We start from the raw sequence: 17,412 nt of genomic DNA, 5'->3' as shown, positions 1-17,412 counted from the left end.
AATAAGCGCTAAGTCTATCAAAGCGAATGCTCAGCGGCTATCGGCACGATTAAGAAAAGAGGTAGGGGAACAATTGACGACGTTGTTGCTCCGTTAATGACTCAACACGAGCGATATTGGTGTCGGGTATCGCCTCTGGGTTGGGATAGTGTTTGAGTACCTTTTCCATGCTCGCTTCTCGGATAAGATGAAAAACCGGATAGGGCGAGCGGTTGGTCAGGTTTTCGGCATCGTCTGGATGTGCACCGCCAAAACAGTACTCAGGGTGGAAGGTGGCCAGTTGGAATACGCCTTCCCATTCTTGTTGACGGATCAAGGCTTCAACCCAGTCAATGAATAGATTGTAGTCGTAGAAATCACTTAGCATATTTGGCACAGCGACTAAGGTGGTTTCCAACTGCTCAGCAGGCGTCGCTTCGAGTTCAAACAACTCGGTCAAAATGTCTTCCAGCAGTGTCTCTTCAGTCGTGGCTTGGCTGACAGCGATCTTAATTTGTCTGTTGCGTTGTGGCTTGGCCGCAAAAGGGCACAGGTTAAGGCCAATCACAACATCGTTAAGCCACTGGGTAACGGCGGTTTCAACCTGAGCAACAGAAGGCTGAGTGGAGCTTGATTCGGTCATTTTGCTTCCAAATTAGAATTTGGCGCAAGAATAGCAGAATCTGAGCTGGGGTGTGATCCTCTCTCCCAACTTTTTAATCGGTGACAAAGCAAGAACATCCCGATGTAAAGCAGACTGCCGCCAAAGATCACGTAGTCCCAGCCACCGTGTTGCCAACAATAGATCAAGAAAAACCCGCCCAGGCTTCCACCCACATAGTAGTGCACCAAATACAGCGCGGTAGCCGTTGCTTTAGCGTGTGTGGCTTTTTGACTGACCCATGCGTACGCCAACGTATGGGTAAAGAAAGCGCCAAAGCTAATCAGCAGCAGACCCAACATCATAAAGGCCAAGGTGTCGATATAGGCAACCAGCATGCCCGCTAAGCTGATGATACTGCCGGTGATCATGCCAGCAACACTGGTTCGACTTTTGCGCCACACGGAGGTGAGCTTAGAGCTCAATGTGCCAGCGAGATAACATAAGAAGATCAGTGATGCTAAGCCAATCGGCAGGTTATGTGGCGCTGCCACCAATCTAAACCCCATGACCGAGTAAAGATTGACGAAAAGCGCGAAGTTGATGCCGCCGAGTAACATGGCAAGCCAAATCGCACGATTGTTGAGGTGCTTAACCAACGCGCGATTATGGTATCTCAGCATGCCACGCTGGGGCGTAAAGTGTTGCTGTTTGGGTAGACTGACGATGACGACCAACGCGGCAACAAACGAGAACAGCGCCATCGCAATGACTGCTTGCTGCCAGCCCAGAGCATCGGTCAGTGAACCTCCGACGATTCGCCCGGTAATGCCTCCCAACGAGTTGGCGGCGATATAACCGCCTATGGCATGGCTAAATGCCCGTTCCGACAACTCTTCAACCATGTAGGCAACGGCCACCGAGGCAAACGCCGCGAGGGCAACACCCATCAAGGCTCTGAGTAGCACTATCGCTAACATCGAGTCGCTGGCCAGCATCGCCAATCCAATGAAAGGCATGGCTGTTAACCCGACTAGCATCACATTACGCCGCCCAATCGATTCAGAGGCGACCGCCCAAGGGACCAAACAGACTGAAAGCGCCAGCGTCGACGCGGCAAATATCCAGTTAACTTGGGTCTCTGAAACAGAAAAGTGCTCAGCCATATAGGGCAGCATGGGCTGGAATAGGTACAGATTGCAAAACACAATGAAAGAGCCTAGAGCAAGGCTAAAAGTCACACGGCGATAGTCGGGGCTGGCGAGTTCAATCATAGCGAGTACCATTTAGGATCAAAAAACTGAGCACTTGTTTACCTCAAACGAGGAAACTAAGTCTCAATAGAGATTATGTGAGCAAACTACCAGCCATTTCGTGATATATAAAATATATTAAAAATATGATCTTAATATATTTATGTTATCAAGTTTATGGACTCAAAACAGTTAAGGCATTTTGTTGCGGTTGCTGAGCATCAACACTTTACTCAAGCTGCCAAAGCGTTACACATCGCTCAGCCTGCGCTTAGTATTTCAATTAAAAAGCTTGAGCATAATTTGGGGGTGGCGCTATTTCGCCGTGAAGAGCGGACGGTGCAATTAACCGATGAAGGTTTGGTATTATTTGAGCACGCGAAAAGGGTGTTGCAACAACTCGAAGACGCCCAACTGGCCATTGATGAACTCAAGGGGTTGGAGAAGGGAGAGGTAAGGTTAGGCGCACCGAGTATGATGGGGTCCTACTTCTTTCCCGAGGTATTAATGGCGTTTAAAAGCCGTTATCCCAACTTAAAACTCACTTTGGTCGACGCAGGGACCCGCGATATCCGTCAAATGTTATTGAATGGCGAGTTAGATATCGGGGTGATTGATGATGAAAATGTCCCTGAAGATCTCGAAACCGATCATTTGTTACAGGCTGAAATGGTCGCAGTGGTGGCACCAGAGCACCCGTTTGCCGGTTGCGATAGCGTCAGCTTTCCCAACTTCTTCGACAATGAATTGGTGATGTTCAAGCCAGGCTACTTCCACCGTAACTTTATCGAACGCCAAGCAAAATTGTGTGGCAAAGAAATGAACTTTTCATTTGAAACCAATCTGTTGCCAATGATTCTTAGCATCGTCAAGCATGAGTTTGCCATTACTGCACTACTCAGTTTGGTGACTGAACATGAGAAAGAGGTGGTTGGCGTGCCATTTTCCCCCCCGGTCAAAATCGATTTGGCGCTGGCTTGGCGCCGTGATGGGTATTTATCGATTGCCGACAAATCCTTCATTGATTTCGTTAAACGATACGCTTAGCCATTGAGCGATCAGGTTCACCTGAGACGTATTTATCAGTGTCATCGTTGCTTAGGTGAAAATTGTCGAACGAATAGGGCTGGTTTGTAGCACTTTGGCACCCAAAGCTAATTTATGCCATTGACTGCGTATTGTGTGGGCAATGAAGCTCAAATTGGCAAAACCGCCACACTCACCTAAGCTAATGATAACTCTATTATTCAATGGTTAGGGAATACTATGCTTCGATATGTCGTTTGGTTAGCGCTTTCAGTTATGATGAGCGGCGGTGCGTTGGCTGCACCGAGTGTGTTCAAGATTTACCTCGACGCAGACCGAACTGGGCATCTCGAGTCTGCGCGCTCGATAGAGCAGGGGGTTAAAGTCGCTTTTGCTGAGGTCGACAACCAAATCAACGGGGTGCCGGTCGAATTTGTTGTCACCGATCACAGGGGCAACGTGAAGCGCAGCAAAAAGAACATGGATCGCTTTCTAAACGACCCAGATGCGCTGGTGTTTATCGCTGGGATGCATTCACCTCCGTTGATTAAATACCGCGACTTCATCAACCAATCCGGATTGCTCACTCTGGTTCCATGGGCAGCTGGCACGCCGATTACCCGTTATCCAGACTCCAGCAATAATTATGTGTTCCGTCTGTCTGTCGACGATTCAAAGGTAGGCAAAATTCTGGTCGATTACGCTGCCGCCCAGCAATGTCGCCAACCTCACTTGGTGCTAGAGAATACGGGATGGGGGAAATCTAACTTTAAGGCAATGATGAAAGCGCTGCCCGATGATAGCTCGGAACAGGTGCAGACCGCTTGGTTCGATTGGGGAATAAAGGCCTCGGATGTGCGCATTATTGTTCGTCAGGCCCAGCAACAAGGCGCTGAATGCTTATTGATGGTCTCAAATGCTCGCGAGGGTAAAGTCATTATCGAAGCGGTATCCGAAGTCGGGGAGACAATGACGGTATATAGCCATTGGGGGATCACTGGTGGTCAGTTTGCAGACAATGTTCCTTACCAGGTGCGTGAAAAAGCCAGTTTGCGTTTTGTCCAGTCTTGCTTCAACTTCTATAGCTCAGAGATGAACGACTTTCGTCAGCAAGTGTTTGGCAACGCGCAAAAACTGTTTCCGGATACCTTCAGTCAGCCCAATATCGACGCGCCGGCGGGGTTTGTTCATGGTTACGACTTGTCAAAAGTGTTTATTCAAGCGGCGTCGAGTGTCGAGTTGGGCAGAGACATGGTATTAAACCGCAAGATGCTCAAACAGGCACTCGAAACTCTGCAGCAGCCAGTTCAGGGGTTAGTGAAAGAGTATCGCCGACCTTTTTCAGCTTATAGCCAAGACAATATCGATGCTCATGAAGCCTTGGGGAGTCAAGACTACTGCATGGCTTACTATGACGAGAAAAACGCCGTCAAGCTGCTCAGTCACACCACGGCTGGCGCCAACTAAGGGGTAGTAATGCTCAAGTTTGACAAAAAAAATGGGATGCATCTTTTCGCGCTGTTCATCATTGTTGGCGCGTGTGTCTTTTTGATTACCAGCCTAGTCTTTGTTCAGCATCAAGCTCAGCAAACGGCCCAAGTGGTGATCAACGAGAGTGTAAAAAGCAAAATTACAACCGTAGAACGTTATGTCAAAGAGTATATGGATGCGCGACGAGACCGTTTAGCTAACATCGTCGAGCATCCCCTGCTGCTGGGGGCGGTATTAGAGGGGGTTGAAAACCCGAGCGCATTTTACGATCAACTTTCTCGCTTCAAACCCGTAACCAGTGAGGCCTATGTCAATGTGTACGACTTTGCAGGTGAACGAGTTTACTCAGAGTTGGCGCTACCCGCTCAGGTGATTGATTTTATTGAAAGCGGGGTAGAGAGTGAACGTCTACTCGAACGCCACTCATATTCGATCTTTGCCCAGCAGCAAAGCAGTTACTTGATGGTCACCTTGCCGGTCAAGTACAACGGCCTTTCTGAAGGGCTCGCCACTTACATCACGCCATTAAGTGAGCGAGACTTTTTCTCTGGCTTAGGCAGTGATCAATATTACTGGTTTGGTTTAGCGCAGCCTAACATGGACTGGCGCATGTCTTCCCCCCACTCTTGGCCTATCATGGAACAACCGATAGAGGGCACCACCTTCTCGATGTTGTACGCCTACTCACCAAGTTTGGTAGAACAGGCAAAACACAATTTCGTGCAAAGTCTTTTGAAGGGGATGTTATTTGCGACTTTCGTTGCGCTAGTGGTGTTGGTCGCTTTGGGCCGCAAGGTACTGGTCTCGCCATTTCAGGCGCTATCTCTATCAGAGCAACAACTTAAAGAGCAATCTAGAGAGCTTCAACGCCGCGAGGCCGAATCGGCTAGGCTTGCGCGAGTGGTAAAATACATGCGAGATGCGGTGGTGTTCACTGACATAGAGGCTAAGATCGTCTGGGTCAACAATGCCTTCGAAAAGTTAACGGGCTATAGCGAACAAGAAGTGCTCGGGCGAAGACCAGGCGATTTTCTTCAAGGTGAGCAAACAGATAAACAAACCACGGCAGCGATTCGCGAGGCGATTGATGATCGTCGCTACGGTTTTTTTGAGTTGGTTAACTACAACAAATCAGGAGCGCTTTACTGGATTGAAATAGCCTTAACCCCGCTTTACGACAAAGAGGGTGAGCTTGAGGGCTTTATGGCGGTCGAACGCGACATCACTCAGCGGGTAGAGCTGCAAGAGAGCCTAGAGCAGAAAGCCGTCGAAGCGAATGCCGCTAACATCGCGAAGTCGCAGTTCCTCGCGGCCATGAGCCATGAACTACGAACACCAATGAACGGTATCCTCGGGGTTGGCGAGTTGCTGCAGCACACACCACTCAATCAAGAACAGCAAGAGTATATCGAGACGTTCTTAAGCTCGGGACGCCATATGTTGGAGGTGCTTAACGACATCTTAGATTTCTCGAAAATTGAATCGGGTAAATTGCATCTAGAGCCGCGGGACTTCTCGTTGAAAATGGTGGCCGACAAGCTATCACGCATGTACCAACCTTTGTGTGAAGAAAAAGGCTTGGATTTCCATTGCCACTGTCATTTCAGAGATGATGTTCACATTTTGGCTGACGAAACAAGAGTCATGCAAATCTTACAAAATCTACTCAACAATGCTTGGAAGTTCACCATTAAAGGGAGTGTGACGCTCGATCTGGCCGTTAACGATTACAGTAACGGCGCTTGGCTAGAAATCCAAGTGAAAGACACCGGCATTGGCATCAGTCGCGATAAACAAGCGTTGATCTTTGACCCATTTAGTCAAGCTGAAACCGATACGACGCGCCGTTTTGGTGGAACAGGGCTAGGGCTAGCGATCATTTCGGAGTTGGTTAAAGCAATGAAGGGCAAAGTAGAGGTGGACAGTATGCCCACACTCGGCAGTACCTTCATAGTGAAAATCCCCATCTCAATCACCCAAGCTGAGCATTCAGAGCCCGCTTTTAGTCAACAAGTGTTTGATGGTACTGGGATGTCGGTACTGATTGTCGAAGACACTCGGGTCAATGCCATTGTGCTTGGTCGATTCTTGAGCAAAAAAGGCTTTAGCCATCAGCTCGCGGTAAACGGTTTAGAAGCGTTAGAGATGGTCAAACAGCAGCATTTCGACTTTGTGTTGATGGATAACCATATGCCGATTATGGATGGAATTAAAGCGACACAAGCTATCGTGAAGCTAGCGCTTGAACCCAATCCCGTCATCATAGGCTGTACTGCCGATGCATTTGAAGAGACGAGGCAAAAAATGCTGGCAGTAGGTTGTGCAGAAGTGATCACTAAACCAATCAGCTCAGCAAAATTGGATGAAGTTTTCTATCTAACCCAGCGCAGTTCCGCCTCGAGTCGTGAACAGGGTGTGGTGGGCTAGTCGATCACTTGCTGTTGTACATCTTCTCAAAGTTGTTGACGTTCCAGCCAATCATATAGCGGTCACCAATCTTAAGTACCGGTAGCGAGCGTGCGCCGATGGCGTCGAGCTCTTTGCGACCACGCTGCATTTTGGCGTTGGTCAATCGGTATTTATACCCTTTCGAATCAAGATAGCGCTGCGCATCTTTGCAGTGCGGGCATTTATCTTTCACATAGAGGACGAGTCTTTTCATTGTGGATGCCTAGGTCAACAGACCCTGAATAAATCGTTGTCGCTGAGTTTAATGAAAAGGTCATGAATGGCAAGTCGGATTGAGGTAAACTAGCGCCCCTTTGGATTGAGCTAGGTTTTTGACAGCATGCATCCCTGCCTAAGATACATTCAAGGTTATCCAGAACATATAGTGACTCCAGTAACTCAGTTGGTTGAGTCGGGCAAACTGGTCGCTTGGTTTGAGCAACGCTATCCGCACAACCACGACATAAAAAGTGAGAAGGCGCTGTTCGACTATACGATGACGATAAAAAATCGCTACATGAAGAAGACCTCGCCGCTAAGCAAAGTGGTGTACGACAACAAGATTCATTTGATTAACCACGCGCTCGGGTTGCACACATACGTATCTAAGGTTCATGGTGGCAAGATCAAAACCAAAAACGAGATTCGGATTGCCAATGTGTTTAAGAATGCGCCAGAGCCACTATTGAGAATGCTGGTCGTGCATGAACTGGCGCATCTCAAAGAGAAGCAGCACAACAAAGCGTTTTATCAGCTCTGCTGTCATATGGAGCCTGATTACCACCAGCTAGAGCTTGATGCTCGACTATTTATGATTTACCTCGAAACCAGCAAGCAGAAATCACTATGAACCCTAAGGCCAACACCAATTCGAATCAGCCTAAATCAACGTCGAGCCGCGCTTCATTGCCGCAAATGAAAATCGTCAATCATAAAAGTAAGCCGGGGCTACACAAAGATAATCGTCATCAAGGTCGGTACGACTTTAAGGCCTTGGTCGCAGCCGTGCCGCAGTTAAAAACGCATGTAATTCGCAACCCAAAAGGGGAGCAGAGCATCAACTTCTCTGATCCGCAGGCTGTGAAAATGTTGAATAAAGCGCTGCTTGCCCATCATTATCAAGTGACTGTTTGGGACATTCCGCAAGGCTTTCTCTGTCCACCCATTCCAGGTCGAGCTGACTACATTCATCGCCTTAATGAGCTGGTTTTACGCGACTTACCTCAATTGCAGCAGCAACAATTGCATGCCTTAGATATTGGTGTCGGGGCCAACTGTATTTACCCAATCATAGGTGCGCGTGTTTATGGCTGGCGCTGTGTTGGCAGTGATATTGATGCGCGCTCAATTGAGAATGCCAATATGATTGCTAGCCAAAACCCTTCACTCAAAGACATGGTAGAAGCGCGATTGCAAAAGCAATCTCGCTACCTGTTTAAAGGCATTATTCAACCCGGTGAATTTTACCATGTGACAACCTGCAATCCGCCTTTTCACAAATCACTGCAAGAAGCGCAGCAAGGCAGTGCGCGTAAAGTGCAAAACTTGGCGCGTAATAAAACCAAGCGCGGTCAAGCTAAGTCGCAATCGGCTGGCCACTCTTCACCTATACTTAACTTTGGCGGACAAAAAGCCGAGCTTTGGTGTCCTGGCGGCGAGGCGGCCTTTATCAAGAACATGGCCTTTGAGAGTCGAGATTTTGCGCAGCAGGTGCTTTGGTTCAGTAGTCTGATTTCTAAAAAAGAGAACGTCCGCTGGATGCGAAAAAATCTAGAGAAAGCGGGCGCCAAAGAAGTGCATATTGTTGAGATGAGTCAGGGGCAAAAAGTGAGTCGTTTTATTGCTTGGACCTTCCATAGCTCAGAGCAGCGAGCTCAGTGGATTAGAGAGAAAGTGTAATTCATATCGAAATCAATCGGTTTTAAGGGGGATGCGATGGAGTTTGAGATCTATATGCCCTGTGAACCCGAGTGGATTTGTCATAGCTTTCTCTGGCTGTTCGCTGTTCTACTGCTGCTTGGCCTTGGCGGATTTATCTATATCCTTTATCGGGAGTATCAACGTATTCAACGTGTCTCTCGAGTGAAACGCCGCAGAAACACTCACCACTCGAAGCGGCGCTAGCGGTCTGCTCTTTCCAGCGAATGGATTTCTTGCCATAAGGCTTGTGTCGCCTGACTTGCACCATGGTGCGACTCTACTATGGTCAACTGCGCTGCAGCTTGCTCTGTGTCTCCGGTGTTAATCGCGACTTGAGCCAAATGAAGGCGAAGGTCGAGTCGATTGGGTTGATACTCGAGTGCGTGGACGAGATAAGTGCCTGCCTGCTGGTGATTCTCTGCCTTGATGGCGCATAAGGCGGCGTTTTGATAATTGGCAACGCGCTGCGATGCTAGGGCATGACGAAGCGATTTTTCAAACCAAGCGTGTGCTTGCTGAAACTGTTGCTGCTGACACAGAAACGTTGCATAGCTGAGCAGCACTTCAGGTTGCCTACTATGTTGCTCGAGCAGTGTTTGATAGCGTTGCCCGGCAAGATCGGCGAGCCCAGCGTGTTGCAAATAGATGGCTTGGGCCAGTTGTGCGCGATAGTAGTTTGGAGCATGAGCGAGCGCGGCTTCAAAGTTTTGACCGGCTCTATCGAGTTGGCCAAGTTGCAGATACTCCATTCCGAGTGTAATTCGAGCGTCAGCTTGAGACTGCTTATCTGTTCTATTGGTGGGGTGTTGTGAGAGTGGGGCACAGGCTGTGACAAGCAGTAACAGAAAAAGTCGAACAATAGCCATATTTATCAACGAGTAGCGAAAACCGTTAAATTACGCCGGTTTGCAGTCCGAACCCCAGCTTAGCAGCGGCGAAATACGCGATGTGATCTGAACGCTACCACTAAGACAACAAACTTTTCACGTCAACCTGTCTCTTTGTTCACGAAACAGTAAAAACAAAAAAAGCAGCGATGTCGCTGCTTTTTTTGTTGCTTAGTCATCTTTGGTGAAGTTGGCTTCACTGAAGTGGTCAAGATCGTATGGGGTTTGCTGGTAAACACAATAGTTGAGCCAATTGGCGAACAGCAAATGGCCATGACTGCGCCAACTGGCCACCGGTTTGTTGTCTGGGTTGTTATTCGGGTAGTAGTTCACCGGAATTGCTGGCTCCATGCCTTCACCCAAGTCGCGAATATATTCGTTATGCAGAGTGTGCGAGTCGTATTCAGGATGACCGGTCACGAAGACATTGCGCTTATCTTTGGTCGATGCCAAATACACACCGGCCACATCCGAGGTCGCGAGAATATCCAAATCGGTATGTTCCGCAAGATATTCTGGAGAGAAGTCTGCATAGCGTGAGTGTGGTGCCAAGAAGGTATCGTCAAACCCGCGCAAAATCGGGTGGAAAGGCTGGTGGATTTGATGATTATATACGCCAGAGAGCTTTTCTTTACGCGTACGTTTGGGTAGGTCGTACAGTAACTTCAGCCCCGCTTGAGCGGCCCAACATACATAGAGGGTCGATGTCACGTGATCTTTGGCCCAACTCATAATGGTTTGTAGATGCTCCCAATAGATCACATCTTCAAATTGTACCAGGCCCAGCGGCGCTCCGGTAATGATCAAACCATCGAAATTGCGACCTTTGACCATTTCAAATTGGCGATAGAAATTGTCGAGGTGTTCGGTCGGAGTGTTCTTGCTTGGGCGGTCATCAATGCGCAACAACTCAATGTCAACTTGAAGCGGGCTGTTGGACAGCAGGCGCAAAAACTGTGTTTCCGTTTCAATTTTCTTGGGCATGAGGTTGAGAATCAGCACTTTGAGCGGACGAATTTCCTGTGTCGAAGCGCGAGACTCAGACATGACAAAAATATTCTCAGTGCGTAGCACATCAGATGCAGGTAATTGATCGGGGATCTTGATCGGCACAGCTTACTCCCTAAGCGTAATTATGGACGTCTATACTTCTAAACTTAACCCAAGCTTATCGATATGTCGATAGCATTTTATCCTCAACTTGTAATAACATTCTCGCTCTAGTGAGCATGATGACTGTTTATGAGATTAAAACTGACAATAATCCGTGGCTTGCCTGGATCAGGTAAAAGCACATTGGCTAAGACTCTTGACGCGGTACACCTCGAAGCCGATATGTTTTTCGTTAATCAAGCGGGAGAGTACTACTTTGAGCCCAGCAAACTGACACAGGCGCACCAATGGTGCCAAGATCAAACTCGACGCTGCTTACAACAGGGAAAAGATGTTGTGGTCTCGAACACCTTTGTACGTCGCTGGGAAATTGCGCCTTACTTTAAGATGGCGAAACGCTACCAGGCCGAGTTTGAAGTCATAGAGTGTCATGACGATTTTGGTACGATTCACGATGTCGAGCCCGAAACCATCGACAAAATGAAACGTCGATGGCAAACATGGGAGAGTGATTAAATTTCTGGACAAGATCGGGTTATCGCGCAACTCTGCACTATTGATACATCTAAAATTAGGATCAATATCAACGTATATTGTGATTTGCTGTTATAGTATTCACTAATCTAATCATACTGTTCCGCTTTGAATGAATCCGTTTCGACTGTTCAACCCAACCCTGCAAACCAAGACCGCGCTCTATTTTATCCTTGGATTAATGGGGGTCACCCTAAGCTGCCTCCTGATCACCCGTTATTTCTTTATCCTCGCAATTGATGATCTAGAAAATAGCGAGCTCCAACAAGCCAGTAACCAAGCTCACAGCGTGATTGTTGGGCTTAGCAGCGATATTGAGGGGCGCTCCTATGACTGGGCTTACTGGGATGAAACACATCAACTGCTTCTCGGGGCCGATATCAACGGCTTTATTGAACGCAATTTGTCTCAAGACGGACTCGATGCCCTTGGCCTCGACCTGATGGTGATCAGTGATTTGAAAGGGCAAATGGTGGCCAGTGTCGCAGACGACAATCATACCCATTTTGAACACTTGGCACAGTGGGTCGCAACCCACCCTCAAGTAATGCGCCACATCAACTTAATGAATGGTGTATTAGATGCGGCGCGCGCTGCTAAAAGTGGGCTTATATTGGTGGAAGACGAGATCTGGAATATCAGCTTAACGCCGGTGCGAGACAGCGAAGGTGAGTCTGGCTCATCGGGTTGGTTGATCTGGGGACAAAATCTATCGCAACGTTTTCCCGGTGATTTTCAATCGATTCTGATCGCAGAGAATGAGATCGCTCCTGTTGTAGAACACACACACCAGACACCAACTCTTCCCCATCGTGAGATAAAAAAACAGCGCGATACGATGACGGAATGGGTCAATGTTGTGGGATTGTCAGGCTCTCCCGTGGCGACCATCAAAACCACGATCAGCCGAGCCTATTTTAATAAAGGCAATGTCATTTTCTACTATCTGCTGGCGGCCCTCGCCGTCGTGACTGTCGCTATTTCTCTGATCACCTTTTTAACCTTCCGCCGTCGTGTTGCGCACCGATTCTCCGATTTACAGCGCGACCTCAGTGCCTTGTTTGAGGCATACAAGCTCGATGGCTTTGATAAACCGAGTAAAGATGAGTTAGAGCGCTTATCAAACTTAGTACAAGCGCTGGCTACCAACACCACGCAGGCTCACGCGCGTTTGCAAGATGCGCAGCACAAGTTTGACGCCCTGTACCAAAGTAAGAGCATTGCTATGATTCTGATTCGCGAGCGGGCGATTATCGATATCAACCAAACTGCGCTTTCTCTGCTCGAATATCAACGGGAGCAGTTGCTGCATCAACCGCTGGATTTGCTTTGCGCAGAGACAGACCAACCAGAGTGCCAAATTGATGTGATGTATCGCCAGTTTGCCAAGGGTGAGACGCAATTTGAAGCGCAGATGCTGACCAGCCAAGGGGTGGAAGTTGACTGTCATATTGAAGTGAGCCGCATCACCTATCAGGGAGAAGATGCGGTGATGCTCTCCATCAGTGATGTGCGCGAGAAGAAGCAGCAGGCCAAACTGATTGAAGATTTGGTTGAGCGAGACGCGTTGTCTGGCCTATGGAATCGAAAGGCGATTATTGAGCAATTTCGAGAGCTGGAAGCGAAAGAGCTGTCATTTATCTATTTCTCGATTCCCAACCTTAATGTGATTGCCGATGTTTATGGTCATGAGAAGTATGACGAAGCGGTAAAGTATGTCGCAGCACTAATCAAGAGCAAACTGGCCCGTTTTCGTGTTGGTCGCCTCAGTGCCGATGAGTTTGTCGCCTTGGTAGCGACTCACCGTCAGTTTGATGAGGCGCTGTGGGGAGCGATGAGGTTGCATGAAGAGCTGTCAGAGAAGCAGCAGGTGAATGGGGTGGAAGTGGATCTGCGCTGTCATGTGAGTGTTGTGCCACCTGAGCTGAGCGATTACGACTTTAACCATTTGTTGCAGGCGGCCAGTTACGCGGTGCAAAATCACAAGGGTGAGAAGGGCTCGGTGTCGATTCAGCGTGTGACTCAAGATATGTTTGAGCGCTCTCAGACTGCTGCCGCGATTAAGCGCGATATTGCGGGTGCCATTCATAGTGGTGAAATCTATCCTTACTATCAACCGATAGTCGACAGCAAGAGTGGCCAAATCACCGGTTTTGAGGCTCTCGCTCGCTGGCAACATCCTAAGTTGGGTTTTGTATCTCCCGCTATTTTTGTTCCTTTGGCCGAACAGGCCGATTTAGTGATTGAGTTAGGCGAGCAAATCCTTCGCCAAGCTTGTGAGTTTATTCAACAGGTTAATCAAATTCAGGCGCAAAACGGCGGGAAACCGTTCTCGGTGCATGTCAATTTGAGCGCCCCGCATTTCTACCACTCTTTGCTTAGTGCTTATCTGGAAGATTTGATCGATCGATACCAGATTGGTGCTGGCCAGCTTGTTATCGAGCTGACTGAAAGTATCTTAATGGGGCCAGAGAGCGAAGTTGTGGCATTAATGGATGAGATCAAAGCGCAAGGCGTGTTGTTTGCGCTTGATGATTTTGGTACCGGCTATTCATCGTTTACCACCTTGTGTAGCTACCCGTTAGATATCGTTAAACTGGATAAATCCTACATTGATCAGTTAGATACTAATGATCGGGCGAAAAGTTTGGTGCGTCATATCGCCAATATGGCACAAGAGCTTGGGTTAACTACCGTCGCTGAAGGCGTGGAAAGCGCGTCGCAACTACGTAAATTGCGCAATTGGAACATTGAGGAGATCCAGGGTTACTACTTTTATAAACCCATGCCAGCCGGTGATATATTGGCGATAGTGCAAAAATAAACCAATGGCCCAGAAGAAGCTGGGCCATTTATTGGGCGTTGCTAGGTTTTATGCTCCAGCGCTTGGCGATACGCCCAGTAGGCTAAGATGCTCCAGATAACACATTGCCCCCACAATTGGGCATACTCATGTGCCACGCTCTGCCAGCTGCCGCCCATCTGATTAAGCCTCAAAAAGCCTTGGATCGCAGGGGTACTCGGAAACAACTGCGACAGCCAAACGATAGGTGCGGGAATCATCTCCACCGGCCAAATAAATCCGGCACTGAAAATCAGTGGCATCGAGCTAATCAACACCACCAGCGTCACCAACTCTCTTCTCGGCGTAATCGAGCCCAACCAAATACCGATAGAGAAGGTGGCGATCAAAAAAGGCAAAGCAAACGTCAACAGTTCGGCTTTTTGCGCCAGTTGACTCACACCTTGTAGGCTAAAACTCGCACCAAAATAGTACAGGGTTAACAGATAATAGATGCTCACTAACACGATGCCACGGGCAAATAACAGTTTTGCCGCTGAGACTTTAACCCAGTAACCACGCCCTTGCTTTTGTGTCCCGACCACAAGCCCTGCCGCCATGGCCAGAGTCTGTTGCAAAATCAACACGAATACCGCTGGCACCACATAATCGACATAGCCCATTCTGGGGTTAAAGGTTGGTTTCATATTGATTTTGGTGGCCGCATATTGCTCGCTGGCTTGGGAGAGTGGGGTGCCATCCAACATCAGCTTAGCAACGGTCGTTTGCGCCGCAAGTGTGCCACCGGCCTGTGCGAGCCCCTCAACTATGGTGCCATAGACCAGAAAGTAAGAGGCATCGCCAGCATAAGCTAACGTTGGGCTTTTACCGAGCATTAGGTCTTTGTAGAAATGCTCGGGAATCACCAAGATCCCACTGATCTTTCCATTAAGGAAAGCGAGTCTCGCCGCTTCAATGCTTGAGTCACGCTGCACCATTTTTACTTGTGGTGTCGCATCAACCATACGCTCTAGCCGATAACTGGTTTGGCTTTTATCGAGGTTCACCACGCTAATGAGTTGCTCGCGAGGGGTTTGCTGACTGTATGGCAAGGGGTAGAGAAACGAGTAAAACACGACTCCACCAAACACGGTGAGTACCACCACAGGGTTGGTCAAAATCGCTTTCAGCTCGGCTTTCAGCAGCAGTAATAACTTCATCAATGACTCCCGCCAGGTTGATAGTGGGCAGCGTTATCGAGATGTTTGTCGATGAGTTTAGCCACCAAAACAAGTGGGATAACGTAGCCCAGCATCGGTATCAGGTGCAGTGCTGATTCGGCCCACGTCAGTCCATAACTCACCTGGCTGACCTGAACTTCGATATAGTGACTTATGGGCAATAAACTGCGCCAACCTTGGGCCAAACTGTTCATATCGGATACAGGAAAGGTGATCCCCATAAAGGCAAAGCTTGGCGCGGTAAACGCGCCAGCGAAGCTCATCGCCCGCGCCGCGTCCAGGGTTAAAAAGAAGAACAGGCACCCCATGATCATGCAAGCCACAATCGTCACGCTTTGTGCAAGAAGTAACAAGATAAAGCTGCCGTTCATTGGCCACTTAAAGCCTAAGTAGAACCACCACAAAAAGGCCATGCCTTGCGCCGCAAATACCCAAGTATAGGGCAGTAAGGTATTAAACAGGCGAGACATGGGTTGTTGTCCCAGCCACGCCGTTAACCCGTGGTCGCGCAAATTGGCGGAGAGGATCAGTATCGTTGACACTACAATCACGATTTGCCACAACGCCGGGACGACCGCCGACACCAAAAACTGTGCATAGTTGGAGTTTTTGTTGAATAGCGGGGTGATTTGGCTGCGAATCGGCACCGCTTTACCCATCGCAGAGCTTAATGTTGCGTTACCTTGGCTTAGAGTGCCAAGCGTGGCGAGTTCGGCATTGAGGGTTGATTGTGCCTGGACAAACGCTGAGTTCAATACTTTACCAATCAGTATCATTTGACTGTTGTAAAACACGCTGACTTGGGGCGCGAGCTGCTTATAGGTGTCACGTTCGAACTGGCTTGGGATCACGGCGTACGCATAAATTTCTCCAGCCACCAGAGCCTTTTTTGCCTCCATGCTACTGCTGTAGTGCGATTGCACCGCCATGCTTGAGGTGGCGTCATAATAACGAGTCAGTTGCTCAGACAGCGGACTGTGGTCCAGATCGACCACCCCAATGGGTAGATCACGGGCAATGCCGCGTGAAAATATCGCCCATATCAGCAGGACCAATAAAATAGGCACCCAGGTTAAACAAGAGAGCAACCATTTATCGCGTTGGATGATCGGAATTTGCGCTAGATTTGTTTCGTGCATGACGCGTTCAGTCTCAGTCTAATTCAACCACCAAGCTCATTCCCATCCGCAGTTGCTGCTCGGGTTGAGTGGGTCTGGCTTCAACTTCAAATGTACGTAGATCAAACCCTTGAGAGGCGTCAGTCGAGCGCCATGTAGCAAAGTCACCCATTACCGCAATATGGGTCACTTTAAGTTCAATGCTTTTCTCTAATGCGGGTACATAGGCGTTGATCAGTTCGCCTTTAGCAAAATGTTTGAGCCAGTCTTCACGCACATTGAATACCGCCCAGGAATCTTCGGTATCGATCACCGTCACGACAGGAAATCCTTGCGGAGCCAGCTCGCCACTTTGCAGGAGTACCTGAGACACTTCACCTTTAAACCAGCTTTCGATGCGAGTATCTTGGGCGTACGCTTCTACCTCTGCAACGGCGCCTGCTGCCATACGAGCTTTCTCCGCAGCTGCTAGCTTAGTCTCGCTACGCGCGCCCTCCCGGGCAAGTTGATACATCTGAAACGCCGCGCTTTCGGTGTATTTGGCCGCATCCCATTGGGTACGCGCTTCGTCGCGTTTTTGCTCGGCGACTACGCCCTCGTTATATAGGTTATTGACTCTAAGGTAGGTTTTTTCCATCAGAGCAGACGCGGCTTTGGCTTTTAGCCACTGATCTTTCGCCGCTTGAATCTGTTGGGTACGTGCGCCTTTCTCCGCTTCCAGAGCGATAGCATCGGCCGCTTTCTCGCCCGCTTTGGCTTGCTCGAGTTTGGCTTCAATTTCTGGACTGTGCAGAGTAAAGATCAGTTGGCCTTGCTCAATTTTGTCGCCCTTACGCACCAAAATTTGGTCGATTCGACCCGGCACCTTAGACGAAATACTGTACTGCTGAGATTCGATTTGCCCTTGAAGACGAACTGGCTGTGGTTGATATGCTTGATAAAAGCTGTAGCCGACCCAAGACGCCACACTCAGTGCAGCCGCAGAAAGAAGGAGTGATTTGGCTTTTTTCATTGTGGAC

Annotated in this window: 16 protein-coding genes; 8 read left to right on the top strand and 8 right to left on the bottom strand. The window is 48.7% G+C overall.

The annotated features are described in order from the left end of the window. Positions 1 to 49 precede the first annotated feature (49 nt). Together MTO69_RS07355 and MTO69_RS07350 are read right to left on the bottom strand one after the other, a co-directional pair. Positions 50 to 622, bottom strand: coding sequence for a DUF1415 domain-containing protein (locus MTO69_RS07355; protein WP_248327916.1), 573 nt, complete (start codon positions 620 to 622; stop codon positions 50 to 52). Then, on the bottom strand, positions 619 to 1,854 hold the full coding sequence (locus MTO69_RS07350; protein WP_248327914.1) for an MFS transporter: 1,236 nt from the start codon (positions 1,852 to 1,854) through the stop codon (positions 619 to 621). The genes MTO69_RS07355 and MTO69_RS07350 overlap by 4 nt, the downstream gene beginning before the upstream one ends. Before the next feature lie 156 nt (positions 1,855 to 2,010). Between MTO69_RS07350 and MTO69_RS07345 the strand changes: the two genes are divergently transcribed. The 3 genes from MTO69_RS07345 (at position 2,011) to MTO69_RS07335 (ending at position 6,777) form a co-directional block, all read left to right on the top strand. Next, positions 2,011 to 2,880 carry a LysR family transcriptional regulator gene (locus MTO69_RS07345; RefSeq protein ID WP_248327912.1) on the top strand — a complete coding sequence of 290 codons (870 nt, stop codon included), beginning with the start codon at positions 2,011 to 2,013 and terminating at the stop codon, positions 2,878 to 2,880. Between the two features lie 219 nt (positions 2,881 to 3,099). Further along, positions 3,100 to 4,326 (top strand): ABC transporter substrate-binding protein, encoded by a 1,227-nt coding sequence (locus tag MTO69_RS07340; RefSeq protein ID WP_248327910.1) that lies wholly within the window; start codon positions 3,100 to 3,102, stop codon positions 4,324 to 4,326. 9 nt (positions 4,327 to 4,335) lie between these two features. Next, positions 4,336 to 6,777 carry a PAS domain-containing hybrid sensor histidine kinase/response regulator gene (locus MTO69_RS07335; protein WP_248327908.1) on the top strand — a complete coding sequence of 814 codons (2,442 nt, stop codon included), beginning with the start codon at positions 4,336 to 4,338 and terminating at the stop codon, positions 6,775 to 6,777. Positions 6,778 to 6,781: 4 nt separating this feature from the next. On the opposite strand, the gene MTO69_RS07330 is transcribed toward MTO69_RS07335, so the two are convergent. After that, positions 6,782 to 7,012 carry a glutaredoxin family protein gene (locus MTO69_RS07330; RefSeq protein ID WP_248327906.1) on the bottom strand — a complete coding sequence of 77 codons (231 nt, stop codon included), beginning with the start codon at positions 7,010 to 7,012 and terminating at the stop codon, positions 6,782 to 6,784. A gap of 126 nt (positions 7,013 to 7,138) precedes the next feature. On the opposite strand from MTO69_RS07330, the gene MTO69_RS07325 reads away from it, so the two are divergent. Genes MTO69_RS07325 through MTO69_RS07315 form a run of 3 tightly spaced genes read left to right on the top strand, consistent with a single transcriptional unit; the run spans position 7,139 to position 8,922 of the window. Continuing rightward, positions 7,139 to 7,648: a M48 metallopeptidase family protein gene (locus tag MTO69_RS07325; protein WP_248327904.1), complete on the top strand. Its 510-nt coding sequence runs from the start codon at positions 7,139 to 7,141 to the stop codon at positions 7,646 to 7,648. Beyond that, complete coding sequence (gene rlmF, locus MTO69_RS07320) at positions 7,645 to 8,697, top strand: 23S rRNA (adenine(1618)-N(6))-methyltransferase RlmF (RefSeq protein WP_248327902.1); 1,053 nt, start codon at positions 7,645 to 7,647, stop codon at positions 8,695 to 8,697. The genes MTO69_RS07325 and rlmF overlap by 4 nt, the downstream gene beginning before the upstream one ends. 36 nt (positions 8,698 to 8,733) lie before the next feature. After that, positions 8,734 to 8,922 carry a hypothetical protein gene (locus tag MTO69_RS07315; protein ID WP_248327900.1) on the top strand — a complete coding sequence of 63 codons (189 nt, stop codon included), beginning with the start codon at positions 8,734 to 8,736 and terminating at the stop codon, positions 8,920 to 8,922. Here MTO69_RS07315 and MTO69_RS07310 read toward each other — a convergent pair. Together MTO69_RS07310 and metA are read right to left on the bottom strand one after the other, a co-directional pair. Next, positions 8,919 to 9,584 carry a tetratricopeptide repeat protein gene (locus MTO69_RS07310; protein ID WP_248327898.1) on the bottom strand — a complete coding sequence of 222 codons (666 nt, stop codon included), beginning with the start codon at positions 9,582 to 9,584 and terminating at the stop codon, positions 8,919 to 8,921. The genes MTO69_RS07315 and MTO69_RS07310 overlap by 4 nt on opposite strands. 192 nt (positions 9,585 to 9,776) lie before the next feature. Next, positions 9,777 to 10,718 (bottom strand): homoserine O-acetyltransferase MetA, encoded by a 942-nt coding sequence (metA, locus tag MTO69_RS07305; RefSeq protein ID WP_248327896.1) that lies wholly within the window; start codon positions 10,716 to 10,718, stop codon positions 9,777 to 9,779. A 129-nt stretch (positions 10,719 to 10,847) separates the two neighbouring features. Here metA and MTO69_RS07300 point away from each other — a divergent pair, with 129 nt between their 5' ends. After that, complete coding sequence (locus MTO69_RS07300; protein WP_248327894.1) at positions 10,848 to 11,234, top strand: ATP-binding protein; 387 nt, start codon at positions 10,848 to 10,850, stop codon at positions 11,232 to 11,234. 130 nt (positions 11,235 to 11,364) lie between these two features. Beyond that, positions 11,365 to 14,076, top strand: a complete 2,712-nt coding sequence (locus MTO69_RS07295) for an EAL domain-containing protein (protein WP_248327892.1) — start codon at positions 11,365 to 11,367, stop codon at positions 14,074 to 14,076. 41 nt (positions 14,077 to 14,117) lie between these two features. On the opposite strand, the gene MTO69_RS07290 is transcribed toward MTO69_RS07295, so the two are convergent. From MTO69_RS07290 to MTO69_RS07280, 3 genes are read right to left on the bottom strand one after another with little or no spacing between them, the layout of a single operon-like run. Beyond that, positions 14,118 to 15,254, bottom strand: coding sequence for an ABC transporter permease (locus tag MTO69_RS07290; RefSeq protein WP_248327890.1), 1,137 nt, complete (start codon positions 15,252 to 15,254; stop codon positions 14,118 to 14,120). Next, complete coding sequence (locus tag MTO69_RS07285; RefSeq protein ID WP_248327888.1) at positions 15,254 to 16,414, bottom strand: ABC transporter permease; 1,161 nt, start codon at positions 16,412 to 16,414, stop codon at positions 15,254 to 15,256. The genes MTO69_RS07290 and MTO69_RS07285 overlap by 1 nt, the downstream gene beginning before the upstream one ends. Positions 16,415 to 16,427: 13 nt before the next feature. Next, a complete protein-coding gene (locus tag MTO69_RS07280) occupies positions 16,428 to 17,405 on the bottom strand; it encodes an HlyD family secretion protein (protein WP_248327886.1) in 978 nt (325 codons plus the stop codon). Between the last annotated feature and the right edge of the window lie 7 nt (positions 17,406 to 17,412).

It is taken from the genome of Vibrio sinaloensis, assembly GCF_023195835.1.
Taxonomy (GTDB): Bacteria; Pseudomonadota; Gammaproteobacteria; order Enterobacterales; family Vibrionaceae; genus Vibrio; species Vibrio sinaloensis_C.
Note: the sequence above shows the minus strand (reverse complement) of the source record. Positions and strands in the feature narration are given on the sequence as shown.